Origin of the sequence: Streptomyces sp. NPDC089424 (assembly GCF_044749345.1) — a bacterium.
Classification (GTDB): domain Bacteria; phylum Actinomycetota; class Actinomycetes; order Streptomycetales; family Streptomycetaceae; genus Streptomyces.
Genome location: NZ_JBIVHU010000004.1, coordinates 161,060 through 183,917 on the forward strand (window position 1 = coordinate 161,060; position 22,858 = coordinate 183,917).

Annotated in this window: 16 protein-coding genes; 9 read left to right on the top strand and 7 right to left on the bottom strand. The window is 70.9% G+C overall.

Features of this window, described 5'->3' with window-relative positions; translation table 11 throughout:
- Positions 1-8: 8 nt before the first annotated feature.
- The 4 genes from ACIP2X_RS20415 to ACIP2X_RS20430 all read left to right on the top strand — a co-directional run bounded on the left by ACIP2X_RS20415 (position 9) and on the right by ACIP2X_RS20430 (position 3,651).
- Positions 9-944 carry a MerR family transcriptional regulator gene (locus ACIP2X_RS20415; RefSeq protein WP_401674896.1) on the top strand — a complete coding sequence of 312 codons (936 nt, stop codon included), beginning with the start codon at positions 9-11 and terminating at the stop codon, positions 942-944.
- A 123-nt stretch (positions 945-1,067) separates the two neighbouring features.
- Entirely contained in the window at positions 1,068-1,616 is a 549-nt protein-coding gene (locus ACIP2X_RS20420) for an RNA 2'-phosphotransferase (protein WP_401674899.1), read from the top strand.
- A 109-nt stretch (positions 1,617-1,725) separates the two neighbouring features.
- Positions 1,726-2,628: an LLM class flavin-dependent oxidoreductase gene (locus ACIP2X_RS20425; protein WP_401674901.1), complete on the top strand. Its 903-nt coding sequence runs from the start codon at positions 1,726-1,728 to the stop codon at positions 2,626-2,628.
- Between the two features lie 153 nt (positions 2,629-2,781).
- Positions 2,782-3,651, top strand: coding sequence for an HAD hydrolase family protein (locus tag ACIP2X_RS20430; RefSeq protein WP_401674903.1), 870 nt, complete (start codon positions 2,782-2,784; stop codon positions 3,649-3,651).
- Positions 3,652-3,737: 86 nt separating this feature from the next.
- On the opposite strand, the gene ACIP2X_RS20435 is transcribed toward ACIP2X_RS20430, so the two are convergent.
- From ACIP2X_RS20435 to ACIP2X_RS20455, 5 genes are all read right to left on the bottom strand, one after another.
- Entirely contained in the window at positions 3,738-4,796 is a 1,059-nt protein-coding gene (locus ACIP2X_RS20435) for a peptidoglycan DD-metalloendopeptidase family protein (protein ID WP_401674906.1), read from the bottom strand.
- Between the two features lie 171 nt (positions 4,797-4,967).
- On the bottom strand, positions 4,968-6,617 hold the full coding sequence (locus tag ACIP2X_RS20440) for a GAF domain-containing sensor histidine kinase (RefSeq protein WP_401674908.1): 1,650 nt from the start codon (positions 6,615-6,617) through the stop codon (positions 4,968-4,970).
- A gap of 82 nt (positions 6,618-6,699) precedes the next feature.
- Positions 6,700-10,260, bottom strand: coding sequence for a thiol reductant ABC exporter subunit CydD (cydD, locus tag ACIP2X_RS20445; RefSeq protein ID WP_401674911.1), 3,561 nt, complete (start codon positions 10,258-10,260; stop codon positions 6,700-6,702).
- 51 nt (positions 10,261-10,311) lie between these two features.
- Positions 10,312-11,316 (bottom strand): cytochrome d ubiquinol oxidase subunit II, encoded by a 1,005-nt coding sequence (gene cydB, locus ACIP2X_RS20450; protein WP_401674913.1) that lies wholly within the window; start codon positions 11,314-11,316, stop codon positions 10,312-10,314.
- Between the two features lie 20 nt (positions 11,317-11,336).
- On the bottom strand, positions 11,337-12,842 hold the full coding sequence (locus ACIP2X_RS20455; protein WP_401674915.1) for a cytochrome ubiquinol oxidase subunit I: 1,506 nt from the start codon (positions 12,840-12,842) through the stop codon (positions 11,337-11,339).
- Positions 12,843-13,044: 202 nt separating this feature from the next.
- Here ACIP2X_RS20455 and ACIP2X_RS20460 point away from each other — a divergent pair, with 202 nt between their 5' ends.
- Entirely contained in the window at positions 13,045-13,434 is a 390-nt protein-coding gene (locus tag ACIP2X_RS20460) for a cyclophilin-like fold protein (protein ID WP_401674918.1), read from the top strand.
- A 163-nt stretch (positions 13,435-13,597) separates the two neighbouring features.
- Here the strand turns inward: ACIP2X_RS20460 and hisC are convergent, their stop codons facing one another.
- A complete protein-coding gene (hisC, locus tag ACIP2X_RS20465) occupies positions 13,598-14,677 on the bottom strand; it encodes a histidinol-phosphate transaminase (RefSeq protein ID WP_401674920.1) in 1,080 nt (359 codons plus the stop codon).
- A 417-nt stretch (positions 14,678-15,094) separates the two neighbouring features.
- Here hisC and ACIP2X_RS20470 point away from each other — a divergent pair, with 417 nt between their 5' ends.
- The 3 genes from ACIP2X_RS20470 (at position 15,095) to ACIP2X_RS20480 (ending at position 18,574) form a co-directional block, all read left to right on the top strand.
- The gene (locus tag ACIP2X_RS20470; RefSeq protein ID WP_401674923.1) at positions 15,095-16,207 is read left to right on the top strand and encodes a LacI family DNA-binding transcriptional regulator; all 1,113 of its coding nucleotides are present in this window, start codon (positions 15,095-15,097) and stop codon (positions 16,205-16,207) included.
- A gap of 204 nt (positions 16,208-16,411) precedes the next feature.
- A complete protein-coding gene (locus ACIP2X_RS20475; protein WP_401674925.1) occupies positions 16,412-17,515 on the top strand; it encodes a metallophosphoesterase in 1,104 nt (367 codons plus the stop codon).
- Positions 17,516-17,707: 192 nt separating this feature from the next.
- Positions 17,708-18,574, top strand: coding sequence for a hypothetical protein (locus tag ACIP2X_RS20480; protein WP_401674927.1), 867 nt, complete (start codon positions 17,708-17,710; stop codon positions 18,572-18,574).
- Between the two features lie 139 nt (positions 18,575-18,713).
- On the opposite strand, the gene thiC is transcribed toward ACIP2X_RS20480, so the two are convergent.
- On the bottom strand, positions 18,714-20,510 hold the full coding sequence (thiC, locus tag ACIP2X_RS20485) for a phosphomethylpyrimidine synthase ThiC (RefSeq protein WP_401674929.1): 1,797 nt from the start codon (positions 20,508-20,510) through the stop codon (positions 18,714-18,716).
- A 533-nt stretch (positions 20,511-21,043) separates the two neighbouring features.
- Here thiC and ACIP2X_RS20490 point away from each other — a divergent pair.
- Entirely contained in the window at positions 21,044-22,756 is a 1,713-nt protein-coding gene (locus ACIP2X_RS20490) for a YibE/F family protein (protein ID WP_401674932.1), read from the top strand.
- Positions 22,757-22,858: the final 102 nt, after the last annotated feature.

The window sequence follows — 22,858 nt, forward strand, 5'->3', positions numbered from 1 at the left end:
GCACGCGCGTGAGCGGGCCGACGTACCGCATCGAGGACCTCGCCCACCTCACCGGCACCACGGTCCGCACCATCCGCGCCTACCAGGACCGTGGCGTCCTCCCCCGCCCGGAGCGCCGTGGCCGTGCCAACGCCTACACGGACACGCACGTCCATCGCCTCCGCCAGATCGCCGACCTCCTCGACCGGGGCTACACCCTGGCCTCGATCAAGGAACTCCTGGAGGCCCACGACACCGGCCGCGGCCTCGGCGGGGTCCTCGGACTCGTGGCCGAGGTGGACGGCCCGTGGACCGACGAGGAGCCCGCCCGGATCACCCGCGATGAGCTCGCGGACCGCTTCGGCGGCACCTCCGACGACGCGGCGATCGCGCGGGCCGTCGAGCTCGGCGTGCTGGAGCCGGTGCCGGGGGACGCGGACGTCTTCGTCGTCCCGAGCCCTCAAGAACTCTCTGTGGCTGTGGAGTTGCACGCGGCGGGGGTACCGCTGTCGGCGATCGCGGATCATCTGCGGGAGTTGAGGGCGCAGGTGGAGCACATCGCCTCCCGCTTCCTGGAGTTCACGACCGAGCACGTCTTCGCCCGCTACCTCGACGGAGCACACCCTCCTTCGGACGCGGACGCCGCGGAGGCGGCCTCTCTCGTACGACGGCTGCGCCCCCTGGCCCGGCACACGCTCGACGCGGAACTGGCCCGCGCCATGCGGGCGTTGTCGTCCCGGCATCTGCTCCGGCACCTCGGTGGGGACACCGGTGAGGAGAGCGAGGACGAGACGCGGCTGGTGCGGATACCGGCGCGGACGATGCGGGCCGTGGAGGCGCTGGTTGGCGTGGAGCAGGCCGGTACGTTCGTCGCTCTGGCCGCCGAACGGGAGATCCGGGCGCGCGCCTTGGATCGGCTGGCCTCAAATGGTATGAAAGGTAAAAATGTTGACCAAAGCCCCTAGGGTGGTGCGGCACTTGTCCACAGCTTCGCCAACTAGCCTGTGGATAACTACAGTTGGTTGTGGATCAAACCTGTGGAGCAAAATCAAGTGCGTGATCCAGCTCTCGCCCGGCACGCTGGTGGGATGGACGAAAGACGCACCGTGAAGGTGTCGAAGTACCTCGCGAAGCACCTTCGCCACCAACCCGAGCGGATCGGGCTCACGCTGGACGAGGGCGGCTGGATCGAGATCGAGACGCTGATCGCGGCGGCGACCGCGCACGGCTTCCGGTTCACCCGGGAAGAGCTGGACCATGTGGTCGCGGCCAACGACAAGAAGCGCTTCGCCGTCGAGGGCACGCGGATCCGTGCCAGCCAGGGACACAGCGTGCAGGTCGACCTCGGACTGCCCCCGGCGACCCCGCCCGCGTACCTGTACCACGGCACCGTGGCCGCCAGCCTGGACGCGATCCGCGCCGAAGGGCTCCGGCCCATGAACCGCCACGACGTGCACCTCTCCGCGGACCGCGAGACCGCGACCCGCGTCGGCGCCCGCCGTGGCCGTCCCGTGGTGCTGGCGGTGGACGCGGGCACGATGCACGACGACGGCCATGTGTTCCACGTCAGCGCCAACGGCGTCTGGCTCACCCAGGGCGTGCCACCGCAGTACCTGCGCTTTCCCGAGCGGCACTGACCCCCCTGCCGGGCCGCGCTCCGCCCGGCTCACCCCGGCCTCGTGGCCGAGCCGCGACGTACGGTGACAGTTTCACGTGAAACGGGGCAGGCCGCTTACGCTCGGATCCATGAGTCTGCGTCTGAGCACTGTGATCCTTCCCTACCGCCGGTGGCACGAGGGCGGCCGAGCGACCTGGCAGCGCGCTGAGCAGCTCGGCTTCCACACCGCCTACACCTACGACCACCTGTCCTGGCGCAGCTTCCGGGACGGCCCGTGGTTCGGTGCCCTGCCGACGCTGACCGCGGCCGCCGCCGTCACCGACCGCCTGCGACTGGGCACCCTGGTCACCTCGCCCAACTTCCGGCACCCCGTGACCCTCGCGAAGGAACTGATCTCTCTCGACGACATCTCCGGCGGCCGGGTCACCCTCGGCATAGGAGCGGGTGGCACCGGCTTCGACGCCACGGCGCTCGGACAGGAAGCCTGGACCCCCAAGGAGCGTGCCGACCGGTTCGGCGAGTTCCTCCCGCTGCTGGACCGGCTCCTCACCGAGGACTCGGTGTCCTACCGGGGCGACCACTACGCGGCGCACGAGGCACGCAACATCCCCGGCTGTGTGCAGCGCCCCCGGCTGCCGTTCGCGGTGGCCGCGACCGGCCCGCGCGGTCTGCGACTGGCCGCGCGCCACGGGCAGGCGTGGGTGACCACCGGCGACCCGAAGCTCTACGAGAACGGCACACCCGAGCAGTCGGTCCAGGCCCTGCACCGGCAGACCGAGAAGCTCGCCGACGCCTGCGCCGAGATCGGACGCGACAGCTCCGGCATGGACAAGGTCCTCCTCACCGGTTTCACCCCCGACCGCAACCGGCCGCTGGGCTCCCTCGACGCGTTCGTGGACTTCGCGGGGCGCCACCAGGAACTGGGCTTCACCGACATCGTGATCCACTGGCCCATCCCGGACTCGGACTTCGCCGCGGACGAGAAGGTCTTCGAACAGATCGCGATGGAGGCGCCGGCGCAGTTGGGCTGAGGTCCGCCAGGGATGCCCCGGCTCAGCTGGGCTGAGCCGACGACTTCTCGTGAGGCAGGGCCATCTCGGGACAACGGCGCAGGTGAGGGCGGTATTCACTCACCTGCGCGGGCTCCCGCACACCCGTGCAGGCGGGTGCGCGAGAATGGCCGGGTGACCTCAGCGACTCGACAGCCGAAGACCCCGGCAGCCGCGGTTCCGCCCCGGCTGATCGCCACCGACCTCGACGGCACACTGCTGCGGGACGACAAGTCGGTGTCCCCGCGCACCGTCGCCGCCCTCGCGGCGGCCGAGGAGGCGGGCATCGAGGTCTTCTTCGTCACCGGCCGCCCGGCCCGCTGGATGGACGTCGTCAGTGACCACGTCCACGGTCACGGCCTCGCGATCTGCGGCAACGGCGCCGCCGTGGTCGACCTGCACGGCGGCCCGGGCACCCACCGCTTCGTCAAGGTGCGGGAGCTGGCGCGGGAGAACGCGCTGGACGCCGTACGGCTTCTGCGCGACGCGGCGCCCGGCACGGTGTACGCGGTCGAGCAGACCTACGGCTTCTACCAGGAGCCGGACTATCCCAAGCTGCACATGGAGATCCCCGACACGCTCGCGCCGGCCGAGCGGCTACTGGCGCCGGACGCGCCCGGAGCGGGCGAGCCCGTGCTGAAGATCCTCGCCTTTCACCCCACGATCGATCCGGACGCCTTCCTCACCCTGGCCCGTCTCGCCATCGGTGAGCGCGCCAACGTCACCCGGTCCAGCCCCAGCGCCCTGCTGGAGATCAGCGGCCCCGGCGTCTCCAAGGCCAGCACACTCGCCCTGTGCTGCGCCGAGCGCGGCATCTCCCACGAAGAGGTCGTAGCCTTCGGCGACATGCCCAACGACGTCGAGATGCTCACCTGGGCAGGCCAGTCGTACGCCATGGGCAACGCCCACCCGGACGTCGTCGCCGCGGCCTCGGGGCGGACGGTCGCCAACAACGACGACGGGGTGGCGGTCGTGATCGAGCGGATGCTGGCGGAGCGAGTCTGATCACAGGCTCTCATCACGGGTCCGATCACAGGCGCTGCTCACGCGTCTGATCACAGGTCAGATCACGGGTCCCATCGTCCGCGTCGTCAGAGGTGGACCCCTCGTGCCGCGAGCCACGGCACCGGGTCCACGCCCGACCCCAGCTCCGGGGTGACGCGTACCTCGAAGTGCAGGTGGGGCCCGGTGGAATTGCCCGTCGTGCCGGACTGGCCGATCCACTGCCCCGGCACCACGGTGTCGCCCCGGTCGACGGCGACCGCCGCGAGATGGGCGTACTGCGTGTAGTAGCCGCCGGGGTGCGCGAGCACGATCTGGATGCCGAACGCGCCGCCGCAGGACACCTCGACGACCCGTCCGCCGCCCACCGACCGCACCGGGGTGCCGATCGGCACCGCGAAGTCCTGCCCGGTGTGCCTGTTCGCCCACCGCGCCCCGCCGCTGCCGAACCGCGCGGACAGCCAGTACTTCTCCACGGGCGCCACCCACGCCCGGGTGAAGGAACGGTCCGGCTGGTCGAGCCGGACCGCGCGGCGGCAGCTGCCCGAGGCGGTCGACGTGTCGGCCTGCGCCTGCAACCGCCGGCGGGCTTCCTCCAGCTTGCGCTCGATGCCGCTCTTCAGCTCCACCAGCTCGGCGTTCCGCCGCTCCAGCGCCTTCCACTCCGCCGCGGCCCTGGCCTCGTCCGCCGCCAGCCGGGCCTCCGCCCCACGGCTCTTGCTGATCGCCTTCTCCAGCGCGGTGTTCGCCTGTCTGCCCGCTTGCTGACCGCGCACCAGCGCCTCGGGATCGTCCCCCAGAAGCGCCCGCGCGCTGAGCGGGACGTCCCCGCCACTGCGGTACTGGGCACGCGCGAGCCGCCCCAGGTCCTCGTGCAGGACGGCGAGCTGCCGCCGTTCACGGTCGAGGAGTCCCTCCAGCTCACCCGCGCGTCTGCGCTGGGCCTTGGCCACGCGCCGCCCCTCCTCGTACTGCCGGGTCGCCGCCGCCGCGTCCTCGTACAGCCGCGCCACCTCGCCACTGACCCCGGGATCGGCACCACCCCGGGCCGGGAACCCCCCAGGCGTGTCGGTGGGCCGGGCGAGGAGCACGGCGAGCGCGCACAGCAGCGCCGGGAGGAGCCAGCGAGGGCGGCGGGAGGAGCGCATGCCAGCGATCCTGGCCCGCTCGGCCGCCCGAAGCCCTGTCGGAGTCGTACGCATGGGGGACCGACGCGGCCCGTTCGGAGCAGCCGTACGGCCGAACAGGCGTCTTCACGCGCCGGCCTGACGACACGTCGGCCGGTGCGCGGCGAAGGGCACCGCCGCCATTCCCCTCGGTCACAAGGGCGTCTGCCACACCACCGTCGTACCGCCACCGCCTTCGCCGTTGCCCGGCCCGTACCAACTGCCGCCGCCCAGCGACTCCGCACGGCGTTCGAGGTTCCTCAGGCCGCTGCGCCGGCCGCCCTCGGGAATGCCGACGCCGTCGTCCGCGACGGTCAGACGGACACCCCGACGGCCGTCCGGAAGGCTAGCGTTCGCGTCGACGACGACATCGACCCGGGAGGCGTCGGCGTGCCGGAGGACGTTGGAGAGGGCCTCGCGCAGGGCCGCGACGAGGTTCTCCCCGGTCGCGGCGGACACGGCGGTGTCGAGCGGGCCCACGAAGCGGTGCGAGGGCCGGAAGCCGAGGGGCACGGCCGCCGCGTCGATCTCGCGCAGCACGCGCGTCCGCAGCCCGGACGGGGCCTCGGCGGGGTCCTGCCGAAGGGCGAAGACGCTGCTGCGGATCTCCTGGATGGTGACGTCGAGTTCGCCGACGGCACTGCCGACCCCGTCACGGACCTCGGGCACGACGGACCCGCCCTGCGCGCTCTCCAGCAGCGTCGCCGTGGCGAACAGCCGTCGCACGACGAGGTCGTGCAGATCGCCGGCGATACGGTCGCGGTCCTCGTACACCGCGAGCCGCTCCCGGTCGCGCTGCGCCTCCGCCATCGTCAGGGCGAGCGCGGCCTGCGCGGCGAACTGGACGGCGAGCGTGCGCTCGGTCTCGGTGAACGCCCGCTCCCCGCGGGCCCGTGACATGACGAGTGCGCCGAGAACGCTGCCGTCGCTGCGCAGGGGCAGCATCATCGTCGGCCCGAACTCCCGCGCGAGCACGGCGACCAGGCGGCTGTCACCGGCACCGTCGGCCAGGAACACGGCCTGTCCGGCGAGGAGTTCCCCGGCGAAGGGGCTGTCCGCCGGAAGGACGGCGCCCAGAGCCTTCGTCGGCCGGTCCGAGGCGACGGCGGCGATCTCCAGACCGCCCTCCTCGGTCGGCAACAGCACCAGTCCGGCCGCCGAACCGGACAGGCGGCGGGCCTGTTCCGCCACGACCTGGAGCGCGTCGTCCGTGTCCCCGCCGGAGAGCAGGGCGGTGGTGACGGCGACCGACCCGTCGATCCAGCGCTCGCCCAGCCGCGCGGCCTCGTACAGGCGGGCGTTGCCGATCGCGATGCCCGCCTCGGTGGCCAGCACCTGCACGATGCCCAGGTCGTAGTCGCTGAACGGCTCGTCGCCGCGCTTCTCGGCCAGGTACAGGTTGCCGAAGGTCTCGCCCCGGACGCGGAGGGGAACGCCGAGGAAGCCGCGCATCGGCGGATGGTGGGCCGGGAAGCCGCAGGAGCGCGGGTCCTCGGTGAGATTCGCCAGCCGGACCGGCTCCGGGTCCCTGATGAGCGCCCCGAGCAGGCCCCGATGCCCGTCGGGCAGCCGCCCGATCCGCCGGGCGGTCGCCGCGTCCACCCCGTGGAAGACGAAGTCGGCGAGGCCTCTTCCGTCCTCGGCGATCACCCCGATCGCCGCGTATCGCGCGCCGACGAGCGACACGGCGGTCTCGCAGATCCGGTCCAGCGTCGAGTGCAGCTCCAGCCCGCTTCCGACGGACCGCATCGCCTCCAGCAACCGCTGGACCCGCTCGGACGAATCAGACGACTCAGCGGCCATACCTCGATCCTATTGATCCCCATATGCCCTGAACACCTGGTGAGGGACCGTCCCGGACACGGGCACGCGGCATCCGCGTCGGCTACGCCACCCCCACCAGCAGGTCCGCCTCCGCCTCCCGCTCGGCCATGGCACGCAACGGCCCCGCCACCCCGGTCAGCTCCGTGTACGGGCCGCGCTGCACCACACGCCCCTCGTCGAGCACGACCACCTCGTCCACGGCCTCCAGCCCGGCCAGCCGATGGGTGATGAGCAGGGTCGTACGCCCCTCGGTTGCGGCCAGCAGATCCGCGGTGAGCGCGTCGGCCGTCGGCAGGTCGAGGTGCTCGGCGGGCTCGTCGAGGACGAGGACGGGGAAGTCGGCGAGCAGTGCGCGGGCCAGCGCCAGTCGCTGCCGCTGGCCGCCGGACAGCCGTGCCCCGTGCTCGCCGACGAGCGTGTCGAGGCCGTCGGGCAGGCTCTGCGCCCAGTCGAGCAGCCGCGCCCGCCGAAGCGCGTCGCGCAGCTCGTCCTCGGTCGCGTCCCGACGGGCGAGCAGCAGGTTCTCGCGCACCGAGGTGTCGAAGAGGTGCGCGTCCTGCGCACACAGCCCGATCAGCCGCCGGACGTCGTCACCGGCCAGGGCGTACGCGTCCACGCCCCCCAGCGTGTAGGAGCCGGCGTCCGCGTCCAGGAAGCGCAGCAGCACCTGCGCGAGCGTGGTCTTGCCGGACCCGGAGGCCCCGACCACGGCGACGCGGCGCCCCTTGTCGAGCGTCAGGTCGAGCCCGGCGAGCGCGTCCCGGTCCTGACCGGCGTGCCGGGCGGTCAGACCTGTGACGGCGACCGGGAACGGCGACGCGGGCGCCTGCCGCGGACGCTGCGGCTCACGGACGGGCTCGGGGGCGTCGAGCACCTCGTGGACCCGCTCGGCGCTCTTGCGCACCCGCTGCCGGAACTGCGCCGCGAGCGGCATCCCGAGCACGGCTTCGAAGGCGGCCAGCGGGGTGAGCACGACGGCCGCCATGGCCACGCCGTTCAGCCGGCCGTCGGCCACCGCCTGCGCTCCCAGGAGGACGGCGGCCGTGACGGTCAGACCGGAGATCAGCGCGGTGAGTCCGTCACCGATCGCGGTGGCGGTGGCTGCCCGCGAGGCGATCCGGGTGAGAACGGTGTCGGCCTGCCGGGTCTCGGCGGTACGAGCCGGCAGGGCACCGGCGACGCTCAGTTCGGCGGTGCCGGTGAGCAGGTCGGCCACGCGCGTGGCCAGCACCCCCCGGGCGGGGGCCAGCCTGCGTTCCGCGCGCCGCGCCACGGCGGCGGTCACCAGCGGGACACCGGCGCCGGCCGCGAGCAGTCCGACGGCGAGCACCACCCCGGCCTCGGGCAGCAGCCAGCCGGTGAAGCCGGCGGCCGCCGTGGAGACGACGACCGCGGCACCGGCGGGCAGCAGCCACCTGAGCCAGTAGTCCTGCAGCGCGTCCACATCCGCGACGAGCCTGGAGAGCAGGTCGCCTCGGCGGGTCCGGCGCAGGCCCGCGGGCGCCAGCCGCTCCAGTCGGCGGTAGACGGCCACCCGGGTGTCGGCCAGCATGCGCAGCACCGCGTCGTGCGACACGAGCCGCTCGGCGTACCGGAAGACGGCCCGCCCGATACCGAAGGCGCGGGTGGCGGTCACGGCCACCATCAGATAGAGCACGGGCGGTTGTTGCGAGGCCCGGGAGATGAGCCACCCCGAGGTGGCCATGAGCCCTACGGCACTGCCCAGGGCGAGGCTCGCGAGCAGCAGGGCCAGGCCGATCCGGCCGCGCCGCGCACCGGACATGGCACGGACCCGGGCAAGGGCGCCACCGCCGCGGCCCGTCGCGGGACCGTCCACTGGTGTCTTCCGCAGGTTTTCCGGGCCCGGTTCGGTCGGGGCGGGCCGCGTGGTCTCCGGCGTGCGGCCGACGGCCAGGTCGGTGGGGGAGACGGCCGCGTCGACCGGCGTCGCCCGCTCCGCCCCGCCGAGCCGCGTCGTCCGCTCCGTCACGTCCAGCCGTACCACCCGGTCCGCCAGGCGCAGCAGCGCAGGCCGGTGCACGACCAGCAGTACGGTCCGCCCGGCCGCCAGGCGCCCGACCGCCTCCACGACGTCGGCCTCGGTCTCCCCGTCCAGGGCCGCCGTCGGCTCGTCGAGCAGCAGGACGGGCCGGTCCGCGAGGAATGCCCGGGCGAGGGCGAGCCGCTGCCGCTGTCCGGCGGACAGGCCCGCCCCGTCCTCGCCGAGCACGGTGTCGGTGCCCTGCGGGAGCGCCTCCACGAACGCGAGCGCCCCCGCGTCCCGCAGCGCCCGGCGCACGGCCGCCTCGTCCGCGTCGGGACGGGCCAGCCGGACGTTCTCGGTGATCGTCCCGGCGAAGAGGTGCGGCCGCTGCGGCACCCAGGCGATCCGCGACCGCCACTGCTCCAGGTCGATCTCGGCGAGATCCACTCCCCCGATCCGCACCCGGCCCTCGGCCGGACGCACGAACCCCAGCAGCGCGTTCACCAGCGTCGACTTGCCGCCACCGCTGGGCCCGACGAGCGCGACCGTCTCCCGGGGCGCGACATCGAACGTCACCTGCGCGACGGCGTCCGTGGTCCGCCCCGGATACCGGACGGTGACGGCCTCGAAGGACAGCGCACCCTCCGACGGGGTCCGCGTTCCCGACGCCGGCGCCGGTGTCTCCAGGACGGCGAAGATCTCCTCGGCCGCGGCAAGCCCCTCGGCCGCCGCGTGGTACTGCGCGCCCACCTGCCGCAGCGGCAGATACGCCTCCGGCGCGAGGATCAGGATGACCAGACCGATGTAGAGGTCCATCTCACCGTGCACGAGCCGCATGCCGATCGTCACGGCGACCAGCGCCACCGAGATCGTGGCGAGGAGTTCCAGCGCGAACGACGACAGGAACGCGATGCGCAGCGTCCGCATCGTGGCCTGCCGGTACTCACCGGTGATCCGCTTGATCGACTCGGCCTGCGCCTTGGACCGGCCGAACACCTTGAGGGTCGGCAGTCCCGCGACGACGTCCAGGAAGTGCCCGGACAGCCGGGAGAGCAGTCGCCACTGACGGTCCATCCGGGACTGGGTGGCCCAGCCGATCAGCACCATGAAGACCGGGATCAGGGGAAGAGTGGCGACGATGATGGCGGCGGAGACCCAGTCCTCGGTGACGATCCGCGCCAGCACGGCCACCGGCACCACCACCGCGAGTCCCAGCTGCGGCAGATAGCGCGAGAAGTAGTCGTCGAGAGCGTCGATGCCGCGCGTGGCCAGGGCGACCAACGATCCGGTCCGCTGCCCGCTCAGCCAACCGGGACCCAGCTGTGCGGACCGCTCCAGCAGCCGGCCCCGCAGTTCCGACTTCACCGCCGCGCCGGCCCGGTGCGCGGCGAGCTCGGTGAGCCAGGAGGTCAGCGCGCGGCCACCGGAGACGGCCACCAACAGCACCAGGGGGGTGCGCAGCTCGGCGACGGACATCCCGTGCTGGAAGGCGCCGACGACCGTCTCGGCGATGAGCATGGCCTGAGCGATGACAAGCCCGGCGCCGACGGCGCCCAGAACGACGACCGCCACGAGGAAGAGCCGGGTGGCGCGGGCGTAGCGCAGGAGACGTGGATCGATGGGTTTCACGTGAAACATGCCCTTCAGGCCCATGGGGTGTGTTTCACGTGAAACACACCCCAGCCGGACTCAGTGTGCGGGCTCGGCGATGTGCTGCGTGCCGATCCGCTTGCGGAACACCCAGTAGGTCCACGACTGGTAGAGCAGGACGACCGGTGTGGCGATCCCGGCGCACCAGGTCATGATCTTCAGGGTGTACGGGCTCGACGAGGCGTTGGTGACCGTCAGGCTCCAGTCCTCGTTGAGCGAGGACGGCATGACGTTCGGGAACAGCGACAGGAAGAGCATCGCGACGGCGGCGACGATGGTGACGCCGGACAGAGCGAACGACCATCCCTCACGCCCGGCCTGGTTGGCCACCAGGGCGACGACGAGCGCGGCCACCGCCACCACCAGGGCGACCAGGCTCTTGCCGTTGCCGCTCTCGACCTGCGTCCAGAGCAGGAAGACCAGCGCCAGCGCGGCGGCCACCAGACCGACTCGGGCGGCCAGCCTGCGGGCCCGTTCGCGGATGTCACCGACCGTCTTCAGGGCCGTGAACACCGCCCCGTGGAAGGTGAACAGCGTCAGCGTCACCAGACCGCCGAGCAACGCGAAGGGATTGAACAGGTCGCCGAGGCCGCCGACGTACTCGAAGTCCTGGTCGATCTTCACGCCCCCGACGATGTTGCCGAAGGCCACACCCCACAGGAACGCGGGGATCAGCGAGCACCAGAAGATCGCGTGCTCCCAGTTGCGCTGCCAGTTCTCCTCGGGCCGCTTGGCCCGGTACTCGAAGGCGACGCCACGGATGATCAGGCAGACCAGGATGAGCAGCAGCGGCAGGTAGAAGCCCGAGAAGAGCGTCGCGTACCACTCGGGGAAGGCGGCGAACGTGGCCCCGCCGGCCGACAGCAGCCACACCTCGTTGCCGTCCCACACCGGGCCGATCGTGTTGATCAGCACACGCTTCTCGGGCCGGTTGCGGGCCAGCAGCCTGGTGAGGACGCCGACCCCGAAGTCGAAGCCCTCCAGGAAGAAGTAGCCGGTCCACAGGACGGCGATCAGGACGAACCAGACGTCGTGCAGTTCCATGACTGTGCAGCTCCCTCGGCCTAGTAGGAGAAGGCCATCGGCTTGTCGGCGTCACGGGAGTCGCCGCCGATCTTCGTGGGCGGATTCAGGTCGGCCTCGGTGAGCTGGGGCGGGCCGGCCTTGACGTACTTCACGAGCAGCTTGACCTCGATGACGGCGAGGACGGCGTAGAGCGTCGTGAAGACGATCATCGAGGTGAGGACCTCGCCCTGGGAGACGCCGGGGGAGACCGCGTCGCGGGTCTGGAACAGGCCGTAGACGACCCACGGCTGGCGGCCCATCTCGGTGAAGATCCAGCCCCAGGCGTTGGCTATCAGCGGGAAGGCCATCGTCCAGACCGCGACCAGCCAGTACAGGCGGGTGAGTCGCGGCCGCAGCGGCTTCCTCAGCAGCACCAGATGGGGCACCTCGTCCTCCCCGGTCCGCGACGCGGCCGGGAGCAGGAACCTCTTGCGTGTGAGCCACAGCCCCAGCAGGCCGATGGAGAACGACGCCATACCGAAGCCGATCATCCAGCGGAAGCCCCAGTAGGCGACGGGGACGATGGGCTTGTAGTCACCGGGGCCGTACTTCTCCTGAAGGGCCTTGTTGGTGTCGTTGATCCCGGGGACGTACGACTCGAAGTCGCTGTGGGCCAGGAAGGAGAGCAGACCGGGTATCTCCAGTGCCACCTTGTTGTGGCCCTTGTCGACGTCCCCGTAGGCGAACACCGAGAAGGGTGCGGGCTCCTCGCCGTCCCACAGCGCCTCGGCAGCGGCCATCTTCATCGGCTGCTGCTCGTACATGACCTTGCCCAGGGTGTCTCCGCTGACCGCCGTGAGCAGGCCGCCGACCGCCACGGTGACCAGACCGAGCCGGAGCGACGTCCGCATCACCGGGATGTGCTTCTTGCGCAGCAGATGGAAGGCGGCGATACCCACCATGAAGGCGCCACCCGTCAGGAAGGCGGCCGAGAAGCTGTGGAAGACCTGGTTGAGCGTGGTGTTCTGGGTCAGCACCACCCAGAAGTCGGTGAGCTCGGCCCGGCCCTTCTCCTCGTTGATCCGGTAGCCGACCGGGTGCTGCATCCACGAGTTCGCCGCGAGGATGAAGTACGCCGACAGCAGCGTGCCGATCGAGACCAACCAGATGCAGGCCAGGTGGATCCGCTTCGGCAGCTTGTCCCAGCCGAAGATCCACAGCCCGATGAAGGTGGACTCGAAGAAGAAGGCGATCAGGGCCTCGAAGGCGAGCGGTGCGCCGAAGACGTCACCCACGAAGCGCGAGTAGTCGGACCAGTTCATGCCGAACTGGAACTCCTGCACGATGCCGGTGACGACACCCATGGCGATGTTGATCAGGAAGAGCTTGCCCCAGAACTTGGTCGCCCTGAGGTACTTCTCCTTCTCGGTGCGCACCCAGGCGGTCTGCAGGCCGGCCGTGAGCGCGGCGAGCGAGATCGTCAGGGGAACGAACAGGAAGTGGTAGACGGTGGTGATGCCGAACTGCCATCGCGCCAAGGTTTCCGGCGCCAAAGCCAATTCCACGTCGTCTCTCCTTACATCGCCGTGGACACTGCGGCAGTTTGCCCCTTTCGCCCTACACATCCAAGGCAATCGGGACGAGCTTGTGAACGCGTTCACATTCACAAGCCATTATGCCGCACAGATGACCGACACCCGAAGGGGGGTCCCCCTACTCCACGTCAACCCCTTGGCGGCAACTTCAACATATTGTTGAATTGACGGCATGCAGACGCAGCCGATACGGATCCGGATCTCCTGGCCCTCGGGGCACCTGACCGCGACCCTCGACGACACTCCGACGACGCAGGCCCTCACCAAGGCACTGCCGCTCGCCTCCACCGCGCACACCTGGGGCGAGGAGGTCTACTTCGACACAGGCATCTCTGTTTCACGTGAAACGGACGCCCGCCAGGTCGTCGAGCCCGGCACGGTGGCCTTCTGGAGCGACGGCGACGCCGTGGCACTCCCCTACGGGCCCACGCCCATCTCCCAGGGCGACGAATGCCGTCTGGCGAGCCCGTGCAATGTCCTCGGCCGCGTCGACGGCGACCCTCACGTCCTGGCCACGGTCCGGCACGGCGACCCGATTCGGGTGGAGATCGTGGACGCCTGATCACTGAGCGGGTGGGACCCGCTCATGGAGTCGGGGCGACCGCTTCCCGGCTGCGCCGGCGCGGTCGCCGCCCTCCTCCGCCTCGGAAGCTCCTGGGACCGGATACCCCCGAGGACCGGAACCTGCGAGGACCGGAACCTCCGAGGACCGGAACCTCCGAAGATCAGAGGCTCTTGATGAAGCCTTCCGTCACCTTCAGGAAGATGTCGTTGCCCTCGGTCTCACCGATCGTCACGCGCACACCCTCACCCGGGAACGGCCGCACGATCACGCCTGCCTGCTCGCACGCCGCCGCGAAGGCGACCGTGTGCTCACCGAGCGGCAGCCAGACGAAGTTCGCCTGGGTCTCGGGAACCGCCCAACCCTGGTCGCGCAGCCCTTCGGTGACACGGTTGCGCTCACACACCAGCGACCCGACCCGGCCGAGCAGCTCGTCCTCGGCACGCAGCGAGGCGATCGCCGCCTCCTGCGCGAGCCGGCTCACCCCGAACGGGACAGCCGTCTTGCGCAGCGCGGCGGCCACCGGCTCATGGGCGATGGCGAACCCGACGCGCAGCCCGGCAAGCCCGTACGCCTTGGAGAACGTGCGCAGCACACAGACGTTCGGCCGCTCCCGGTACAGCTCGACGCCGTCCGGCACCTCGGGGTCGCGAATGAACTCGCGATACGCCTCGTCGAGCACGACCAGGACATCGCTCGGCACCCGGTCCAGGAACCGCTCCAGCTCGGCCCGCCGTACGACCGTCCCCGTGGGGTTGTTGGGGTTGCAGACGAAGATCAGCCGGGTCCGGTCCGTGATCGCGTCCACCATGGCGTCCAGGTCGTGCACGGCGCCCGGCGTCAGTGGCACCTGCACCGACGAGGCACCGCTGATCTGCGTGATGATCGGGTACGCCTCGAAGGAGCGCCAGGCGTAGATCACCTCGTCGCCCGGCCCGCTGGTGGCCTGCACGAGCTGCTGGGCGACGCCGACGGAGCCGGTGCCGGTGGCCAGGTGGGAGACCGGGACCCCGAAGCGGTCGGCCAGTTCGTTCATCAGGTCCGTGCAGAACATGTCCGGGTAGCGGTTGAACGACGAGGCGGCGGCCGTCACGCTCTCCATCACGCCGGGCAGCGGTGGATAGGGGTTCTCGTTGGAGGACAGCTTGTAGGCAACCGGGCCGTCGGCCGCGGCGGGCCGGCCCGGCTTGTAGGTGGGAATCCCCTCCAGCTCGGCACGCAGCTTCGGGCTCGTCTCGCTCACCGCAGTCCTCCTCGCGACCACCGGGGCCCCTGACCGCCGCCGGCTTCCAATGCTTCTCACCTTATGAGGATTCGGGGCGGCTGCGAATGGGTGGGGCCACACCACATCAGCCCCACCGGCATCAGGGGCATCACCGCATGAAGGCGTACGAATCAGGGGGCGCGCCGCACATATATCTACGCGCCGGTGGCTCACGCCCTGGCGCGCATCGCCCGGTCAGGTGAGTTGAGACCTCTTCGAAACATCGGGGTCGTGGCAGGTGGGTGCTTCCCGACAAGTCACGTACTTCAATATGTGACCCCAACTCCCTTTATTTCTAAGGCATTTCACTCTCTATGACCTTGCAGAAACGTACCTGTCAACGGGTGCATATGCGTCCGCCCTACCCCACCGCATGAGCCCTACTATCGGCTCGCCATGACAGCAGCAGGGAAGCACCAGGTGAGCCGCGCGGAAACCTCTCGTCGAGGAAGTCGGCCAGGCCGGGCGGGCATCAGAGATGTGGCCGCCGCAGCCGGGGTCTCCATCACGACCGTCTCCGACGCCCTCAACGGGAAGGGCCGGCTCCCGGACGCCACCCGACGCCATGTCCGCGAGGTCGCCGACCGGTTGGGGTACCGCCCCTCGGCCGCCGCCCGAACCCTCCGTACCGGCAAGTCCGGCCTGATCGGTCTCACCGTGACGACGTACGGGGATGAACCTTTCACCTTCACGGAGTTCGCGTACTTCGCCGAGATGGCCCGCGCCGCCACCTCGGCCGCGCTCGCCCGTGGATACGCGCTCGTCATCCTGCCCGCGACCTCGCGTCACGACGTGTGGTCCAACGTGGCACTCGACGGCACCGTCGTGATCGACCCGTCCGACCAGGACCCGGTCGTCAGCGAGCTGGTCAGGCAGGGTTTACCGGTCGTCTCCGACGGCCGTCCCGCCGGCCCGCTCCCGGTCACCGCCTGGGTCGACAACGACCACGAGGCCGCCGTGCTCGGCATCCTCGACCACCTCGCCGAGGCCGGCGCCCGCCGGATCGGCCTGCTGACCGGGACCACGACGGACACCTACACCCACCTGTCCACCACGGCGTACCTGCGCTGGTGCGAGCGGGTCGGCCAGACCCCGGTCTACGAGGCGTACCCGGCCCACGACCCCTGCGCGGGTGCGGTCGCCGCCGACCGCCTCCTCGCCCGGCCCGACCGGCCGGACGCCGTCTACGGCCTGTTCGACCCGAACGGCACCGACCTGCTCGCGGCCGCCCGCCGCTACGGGCTGCGTGTACCGGACGATCTGCTGCTGGTCTGCTGCAGCGAGTCCACCGTGTACGCCAGCACCGAGCCGCCCATCACCACGCTCTCCCTGAAGCCGCGCCGGATCGGCACGGCCGTGGTCCAGTTGCTGATCGACGCCATCGAGGGCGTCGATTCGGACCAGCCGGTCGAGCAGGTGATACCGACGGAACTGATCGTGCGCACCTCGTCCCAGCGACGCTCACCGCGCACGACGGTCAGTCCGCCGCGTACGCCCGACGAGGGGTAGCGCACCACACGGAGGTGACGTCGCACGGACACCGGACGGGGGGAAAGCCCGGCTCAAACGGGGCGAAAGCCGCGATGAACCGGACTCCCGCTCCGATTCACCACCCCTGGGTCATCACACGGCGCGATCCGCATTCCTATGATGGGCCCACGACACCGCGGGCCGCTGCGACCAGGCAGTCCGACGCGGTGCAGATGCGGCGCGATGGTGGAGGGGTCGATGACTCAGGGGGCCGGTCAGGGACCCGAGGTGGAGCGCACGGCGACGTTGCGCGACTTCCGGGTGCCCGCTTACGTCCACGAGACCGGTCCGTACGACCACAGCGCGCACCCCGGTGACGTCGCGAGCCCCGTCGTGGAACCGGTGGAGCATCCGGAGGGATATACGCCCACCGAGCGCGACCTGCCGGTCATCAACCGCGGCGACACGGTGCAGGTGACCGTCGACCCGTCGGCCGTGCCGACGCCGGAGCAGCAGTCCACCACCGGGCCCGGGCCCCTGTTCGTGGTCGGCGACGTGCACGGCTATCTCGACGAGCTGATGGCGGCACTGCGCGAGAAGGGCCTCGTCGACGACGCCGGCCAGTGGTGCGCGGGCACGGCCCGGCTGTGGTTCCTGGGCGACTTCACCGACCGCGGTCCCGACGGCATCGGCGTCATCGACCTCGTGATGCGGCTGTCCGCCGAGGCCGCCGCGGCCGGCGGCTACTGCAAGGCCCTGATGGGCAACCACGAACTGCTGCTGCTCGGCGCCAAGCGGTTCGGCGACACCCCCGTCAACTCCGGCGCGGGCACCGCCACCTTCCAGGCGGCCTGGCTGCTCAACGGCGGCCAGAAGACCGACATGGACCGCCTCCAGGACCACCACCTGCAGTGGATGGCCCGGCTGGACGCGCTCACCGAGACCGACGGCCATCTGCTCGTCCACTCGGACACCACGGCCTACCTCGACTACGGCGATTCCATCGAGGCCGTCAACGACAACGTCCGCGAGGCCCTCACCCGCAACGACGCGGACGAGGTCTGGGACCTGTTCCGCAAGTTCACCAAGCGCTTCTCCTTCCGCGACGAGGGTGGCGCCGAAGCCGTCCGCTCTCTGCTGGATACGTACGGCGGCACCCGGATCGTTCACGGGCACAGCCCCATTCCCTATCTGCTGGGTGAGGTCGGGTCCGAGGACGGCGAGGACAGCGCGGGTCCGGTGGTCGACGGACCGCATGTCTACGCCGACGGACTGGCCATCGCGATGGACGGCGGCGTGACCATGGCCGGAAAGCTGCTGGTCCAGCAACTTCCCCTCGGCGACTGAGCGTTCCCCGGGCAGGCACGGCGGGCGCCGGACCGGCGCACCACCGCGCGGACCTGCGGCCAATTTCTGGAAACCCCCTGTCACGGCGCACCGTCGCCGCTCTACCATCGCCTTATCCGTAGCAGGCTCCCCTCCGTTTCTGCCCGACGGCTCGTCAGCGTGCGAGCCCCAAGCCCTACGGAGCATCGGGGGATGCACATGAACAGCGTTCCGCAGCACCTTTTGAGCGAGGACCGCCAAGAGTACGAGCGGCTCCTCGACGAGGCGCTGCGCTCGGCGCACCACCGACCCGAACTGGCCGCTGTCGGACAGCGGCTCAACCCGGAACAGCTGCGCACCATGGCGCTCAACGCCACCGCACTCATCACGGCGGCCGCGGCGACCGAGTACCAGCATTACGTCAAGGTCCGCGAGGAACTGCGCCGCCCGGCGCCGTCCACCCCGTCGGCCACCCGCGAGTCCGGCTCCGACGAGCCGGGCACGGGTGCCATGGGGCTCGCCACCACCATGGGAGAGGCCGCCGCCGAGACGGTCGGCGCGGGCGCCGTCGCGATCATCGCGGTCCTGGCACCCGTCCTGGCCGGCACGGCCGCGGCGATCTTCCTGCTCGTCGGCTACACCCTGAAGATGCTCGACCCCGAGCCGGGCATCGCTCAGACCATGGTCACCACCGGCTGGGTGTTCGGCGCCGTGACGGCGGTCGCCATCCTGCTCGCCGCCGTCGGCCTGTTGATCACCGCTCTGCGCAACCGGCCAGCACTGAACTCCGGTCCTTACGAGGAACTCAGCGGCGAGGTGGCCGCCGCGAGGGAGGCCTGGCGCCAGGCCTTGCTGGACAACGGCATCCTGCCGTTCCTCCGGGAGGCCCTCGCCACACCGGGCCAGGCCGCACTCCACCGTGCTGCCCCGACCATCCCGACCAGTCGTATGCCGCACCTGGGCTACGACCGTCCGGGCTTCACCAGCCCCGGTGACGGCCCGTCGGGCGCCCGCCCGAGCTTTTCGAGCCCGGACTACTCCAGCCCGGATTTCGGAGGCCCGGACCACAAGCCGGAATGATCTGCGGCTTGCGCCCCCCCGTGGTGCGCAAGCCACAGACCTGCGATGCCGTGTGCTGCCGTGTGCGGGCTGGACCGTCCCGGCGAGGACGGGGCCGGGGCCGTTGTACGGCCTGCGCGACCCCGTCGAACCGGGCGGGTCAGTCCGCGATCGGCAGATACACCCGGTTGCCCGCGGCGGCGAACTCCTTCGACTTCTCCGCCATGCCCTCCTCGATCTCCGCCCGCGTGCCGCCGTGTTCACGGCGGATGTCCTGGGAGATCTTCATCGAGCAGAACTTCGGCCCGCACATCGAGCAGAAGTGCGCGGTCTTGGCCGGCTCGGCAGGGAGGGTCTCGTCGTGGAACTCACGAGCCGTGTCCGGGTCGAGGGCCAGGTTGAACTGGTCCTCCCAGCGGAACTCGAAACGTGCGTCGGACAGCGCGTCGTCCCACTCCTGCGCACCGGGGTGCCCCTTGGCGAGATCGGCCGCGTGGGCGGCGATCTTGTACGTGATGACGCCGGTCTTGACGTCGTCACGGTTGGGCAGGCCGAGGTGCTCCTTGGGCGTGACGTAGCAGAGCATGGCCGTGCCCCACCAGGCGATCATCGCGGCACCGATGCCGGAGGTGATGTGGTCGTACGCCGGGGCGACGTCCGTGGTCAGCGGGCCGAGCGTGTAGAAGGGGGCTTCCTCGCAGATCTCCTGCTGGAGGTCGATGTTCTCCTTGATCTTGTGCATCGGGACGTGTCCCGGGCCCTCGATCATGGTCTGCACGTTGCAGCGCTTCGCGATCCGGTTGAGCTCCCCGAGCGTGCGCAGTTCGGCGAACTGCGCCTCGTCGTTGGCGTCCGCGATCGAGCCCGGCCTGAGGCCGTCGCCCAGCGAGTACGTGACGTCGTAGGCGGCGAGGATCTCGCAGAGCTCCTCGAAGTGCTCGTACAGGAACGACTCCTTGTGGTGCGCCAGGCACCACGCCGCCATGATCGAGCCGCCGCGCGAGACGATGCCGGTCTTGCGGTTCGCCGTCAACGGGACGTACGCGAGGCGGACACCCGCGTGGACCGTCATGTAGTCCACGCCCTGCTCGGCCTGCTCGACGACCGTGTCCTTGTAGATCTCCCAGGTCAGCTCCTCGGCCCTGCCGTCTACCTTCTCCAGCGCCTGGTAGAGCGGCACCGTGCCGATGGGGACGGGGGAGTTGCGCAGCACCCACTCGCGTGTGGTGTGGATGTTGCGGCCCGTGGAAAGGTCCATGACCGTGTCGGCGCCCCAGCGGGTCGCCCAGGTCATCTTCTCGACCTCCTCCTCGATCGAGGACGTCACGGCCGAGTTGCCGATGTTGGCGTTGACCTTCACCAGGAACCGCTTGCCGATGATCATCGGCTCGATCTCCGGGTGGTTGACGTTCGCGGGCAGGACGGCCCGGCCCGCGGCGATCTCCTCGCGCACGACCTCGGGCGAGACGTTCTCCCGGATGGCGACGTACTCCATCTCGGGCGTGATCTCGCCCCTGCGCGCGTACGCGAGTTGGGTGGCGGCCTGTCCGTCGCGGCTGCGGCGCGGCAGGCGGGGGCGGCCGGGGAAGACCGCGTCGAGGTTGCGCAGCCCGCCGCGCGGCGACGTGTGCTTGATCCCGTCGTCCTCGGGGCGGACCGGACGGCCCGCGTACTCCTCCGTGTCGCCGCGGGCGATGATCCAGTTCTCCCGCAGCGGCGACAGGCCGCGGCGGACGTCGGTCTCGACGATTGGATCGGTGTACGGGCCCGATGTGTCGTACAGCGTGACCGACTGCCCGTTGGTGAGGTGCACCTGACGGACCGGCACGCGCAGGTCGGGGCGGGAGCCCTCGACATACGCCTTGTGCCAGCCGATGGACTTCCCGGCCTCCCCGTCGTGCGCGTCGTCCGTCGCGTTCTGCGTGGAGGCAGGCGTGCGTGCGTCCTTGTTGGCCATGAGACCGATCTCCCTACGCCGGCATTACCCGGTAACAGGTTCGGCGGTCGACGCAGCGGTTCTCGTCTGTCGGCGTTTCATGGGAAACATCACTCATGTCGAGTCACGTTCCACGTGAAACATTGCGAAGACGAAGGTCAGCGCCCTCTCAGCCCGGTGCTCCGAGCTCCCGCGTGTACAAAGGTGTCTCCACGCTAGCGTCAATTCGGGCGCGGTGAACAGAGGGCCCCCGTCGTTCTTGCGATGATCGGTCGGTGACCACGAATCAGCAGCCCCCGTTCCCGCCGCACGAACCACCGCGCGGAACCGGCTCCGGCAGGGGGTCGGGACGCGGCTCGGACATGGGCGGGGGTGGCACTCGCGGCGGTCGTGGCGCTCCGGCCGGTGGCATGGGGCAGGCTCCCGGCATGAGACTCGGTGGCGGTTCTGGCGGTTCTGGCGGTCCTGGCAGTCCTCGCGGCGCCGGCGGAGGTGGCGCTCCGGGCCGGGGGCCGAGTGGCGCTCCTGGCGGCGCAGGGGGGCGTCCTCCCGGCATGGGGGCGGGCGCCGGGACCGGCTTCGGTCCGGGGAACGGGTCCGGCCTCGGTCCGGGGAACGGGTCCGGCCTCGGTCCGGGGAACGGGTCCGGCTTCGGTCCGGGTGGCGGCTCCGGCTCGGGCGGCTCGGGTCCGGGCGAAGGGTCGTACGTCGGCCGGGGTGGGGTTGCCTCGAACAGGGGGCCCGGCGGCTGGGACGAGCACGAGACCGGTGCCGGGGGCGTACCCGGTGAGGGTCAGGGGTGGGGCGGCGCTCCCGGCCACGGTTTCGGCCAGGGCGACGACGACGCGCACAACGGGCCCGGCGGCCAGGGACACGGCCACGGACCCGGCGGTGGCCAGGGCCCCGGAGACGGGCGGGGACACGGCTCCGGCGGCGGACACGGCCACGGGCACTCGCACAGTCACGCCCACGGCCCCGCGGCCCCCGTCTCCAAGCACCTGCGCAAGGTCATCGCCGCGGTGCTCATCCCCTTCGCCGCCGCCGTGGTGGTCGGCCTCGTCGTGTTGTGGCCCGGCGGCGCACCCCCGCACGAGCGCACCGGTGTCGGATTCGACCGGCAGACCCAGCAGGCCACGGTCACCAAGGTCGAGGAGCTGCCCTGCGACTCCGTCAACGGCTCGGCACCCACTCCGAACGGCGACACCTCCACCGCCGAGGGCTCCTCCGCCCAGCAGCAGGCGAGCGGCACCTGCAAGCGCGCGACGATCCGGATCGACACCGGCGAGGACAAGGGCCGCACCTTCACCGAGATCGTGCAGCCCGACCAGTCGCGGCAGTTGGAGGAGGGCGAGAAGGTCGTCGTCGCCTACGAGCCCTCCGCACCCGAGAACCTCCAGTACTCGGTCACCGATGTGGACCGCCGTCTGCCGATGACGCTGCTCGCCGGCCTCTTCGCGCTGGCCGTCGTGGCCGTGGGACGACTGCGCGGCGTGATGGCCCTGATCGCGCTGGCCATCAGCTTCCTGGTGCTCAACTTCTTCATCCTGCCCGCGATCCTCCAGGGCTCGAACCCGCTAGTCGTAGCCGTGGTCGGGGCGAGCGCCATCATGCTGATCGCGCTCTATCTGTGTCACGGCCTGTCGGCGCGAACATCCGTGGCCGTGCTCGGCACCCTGATCTCTCTGGTGCTGATCGGCATCCTCGGTCTGCTGTTCATCGACTGGGCGGCACTCACGGGCAACACCGACGACAACACCGGCCTCATCCACGGCCTCTATCCGACGATCGACATGAGCGGTCTGCTGCTGGCCGGCGTCATCATCGGTTCCCTGGGTGTCCTCGACGACGTGACGGTCACGCAGACCTCGGCGGTCTGGGAACTGCACGAGGCCAACCCCACGATGGGCTGGCGGGGCCTGTACCGGGCCGGCATCCGCATCGGCCGCGACCACATCGCCTCCGTCGTCAACACCCTGGTCCTCGCCTACGCGGGTGCCGCGCTGCCCTTGCTGCTGCTCTTCTCCATCGCCCAGAGCAGCGTGGGGACCGTCGCCAACAGCGAGATCGTCGCGGAGGAGATCGTGCGCACGCTGGTCGGCTCGATCGGCCTGGTCGCGGCGGTGCCGGTCACGACGGCACTCGCGGCCCTCGTGGTTGCTGCCGACAGGTCCGGTCAGACGCCCGGCACAGCGCCGGCCCCCGTCGGTGCGGGCGGTGAGGCTCCCGCACCCGCCCGCACGGGAAGGGGGCGGCGGCGCAAGCGCTGAGCGACATGGGGCGTGGCTCGGCCTGCCCGTCGCACCCGCAGAAGCGTTCCTGCAAGGTCGGCCCCCACAGCGAGGGCCGCCGGGGCCGCACCCACTCACCCC

Excerpts from the sequence above, each read along its gene's own strand:
- ACIP2X_RS20420 (WP_401674899.1), top strand. The coding sequence starts at position 1,068 with ATGGACGAAAGACGCACCGTGAAGGTGTCGAAGTACCTCGCGAAGCAC.
- ACIP2X_RS20425 (WP_401674901.1), top strand. The coding sequence starts at position 1,726 with ATGAGTCTGCGTCTGAGCACTGTGATCCTTCCCTACCGCCGGTGGCAC.
- ACIP2X_RS20435 (WP_401674906.1), bottom strand. The coding sequence starts at position 4,796 with ATGCGCTCCTCCCGCCGCCCTCGCTGGCTCCTCCCGGCGCTGCTGTGC.
- ACIP2X_RS20440 (WP_401674908.1), bottom strand. The coding sequence starts at position 6,617 with ATGGCCGCTGAGTCGTCTGATTCGTCCGAGCGGGTCCAGCGGTTGCTG.
- cydD (WP_401674911.1), bottom strand. The coding sequence starts at position 10,260 with ATGTTTCACGTGAAACCCATCGATCCACGTCTCCTGCGCTACGCCCGC.
- cydB (WP_401674913.1), bottom strand. The coding sequence starts at position 11,316 with ATGGAACTGCACGACGTCTGGTTCGTCCTGATCGCCGTCCTGTGGACC.
- ACIP2X_RS20460 (WP_401674918.1), top strand. The coding sequence starts at position 13,045 with ATGCAGACGCAGCCGATACGGATCCGGATCTCCTGGCCCTCGGGGCAC.
- ACIP2X_RS20470 (WP_401674923.1), top strand. The coding sequence starts at position 15,095 with ATGACAGCAGCAGGGAAGCACCAGGTGAGCCGCGCGGAAACCTCTCGT.
- ACIP2X_RS20475 (WP_401674925.1), top strand. The coding sequence starts at position 16,412 with ATGGTGGAGGGGTCGATGACTCAGGGGGCCGGTCAGGGACCCGAGGTG.
- ACIP2X_RS20480 (WP_401674927.1), top strand. The coding sequence starts at position 17,708 with ATGCACATGAACAGCGTTCCGCAGCACCTTTTGAGCGAGGACCGCCAA.
- thiC (WP_401674929.1), bottom strand. The coding sequence starts at position 20,510 with ATGGCCAACAAGGACGCACGCACGCCTGCCTCCACGCAGAACGCGACG.
- ACIP2X_RS20490 (WP_401674932.1), top strand. The coding sequence starts at position 21,044 with ATGGGGGCGGGCGCCGGGACCGGCTTCGGTCCGGGGAACGGGTCCGGC.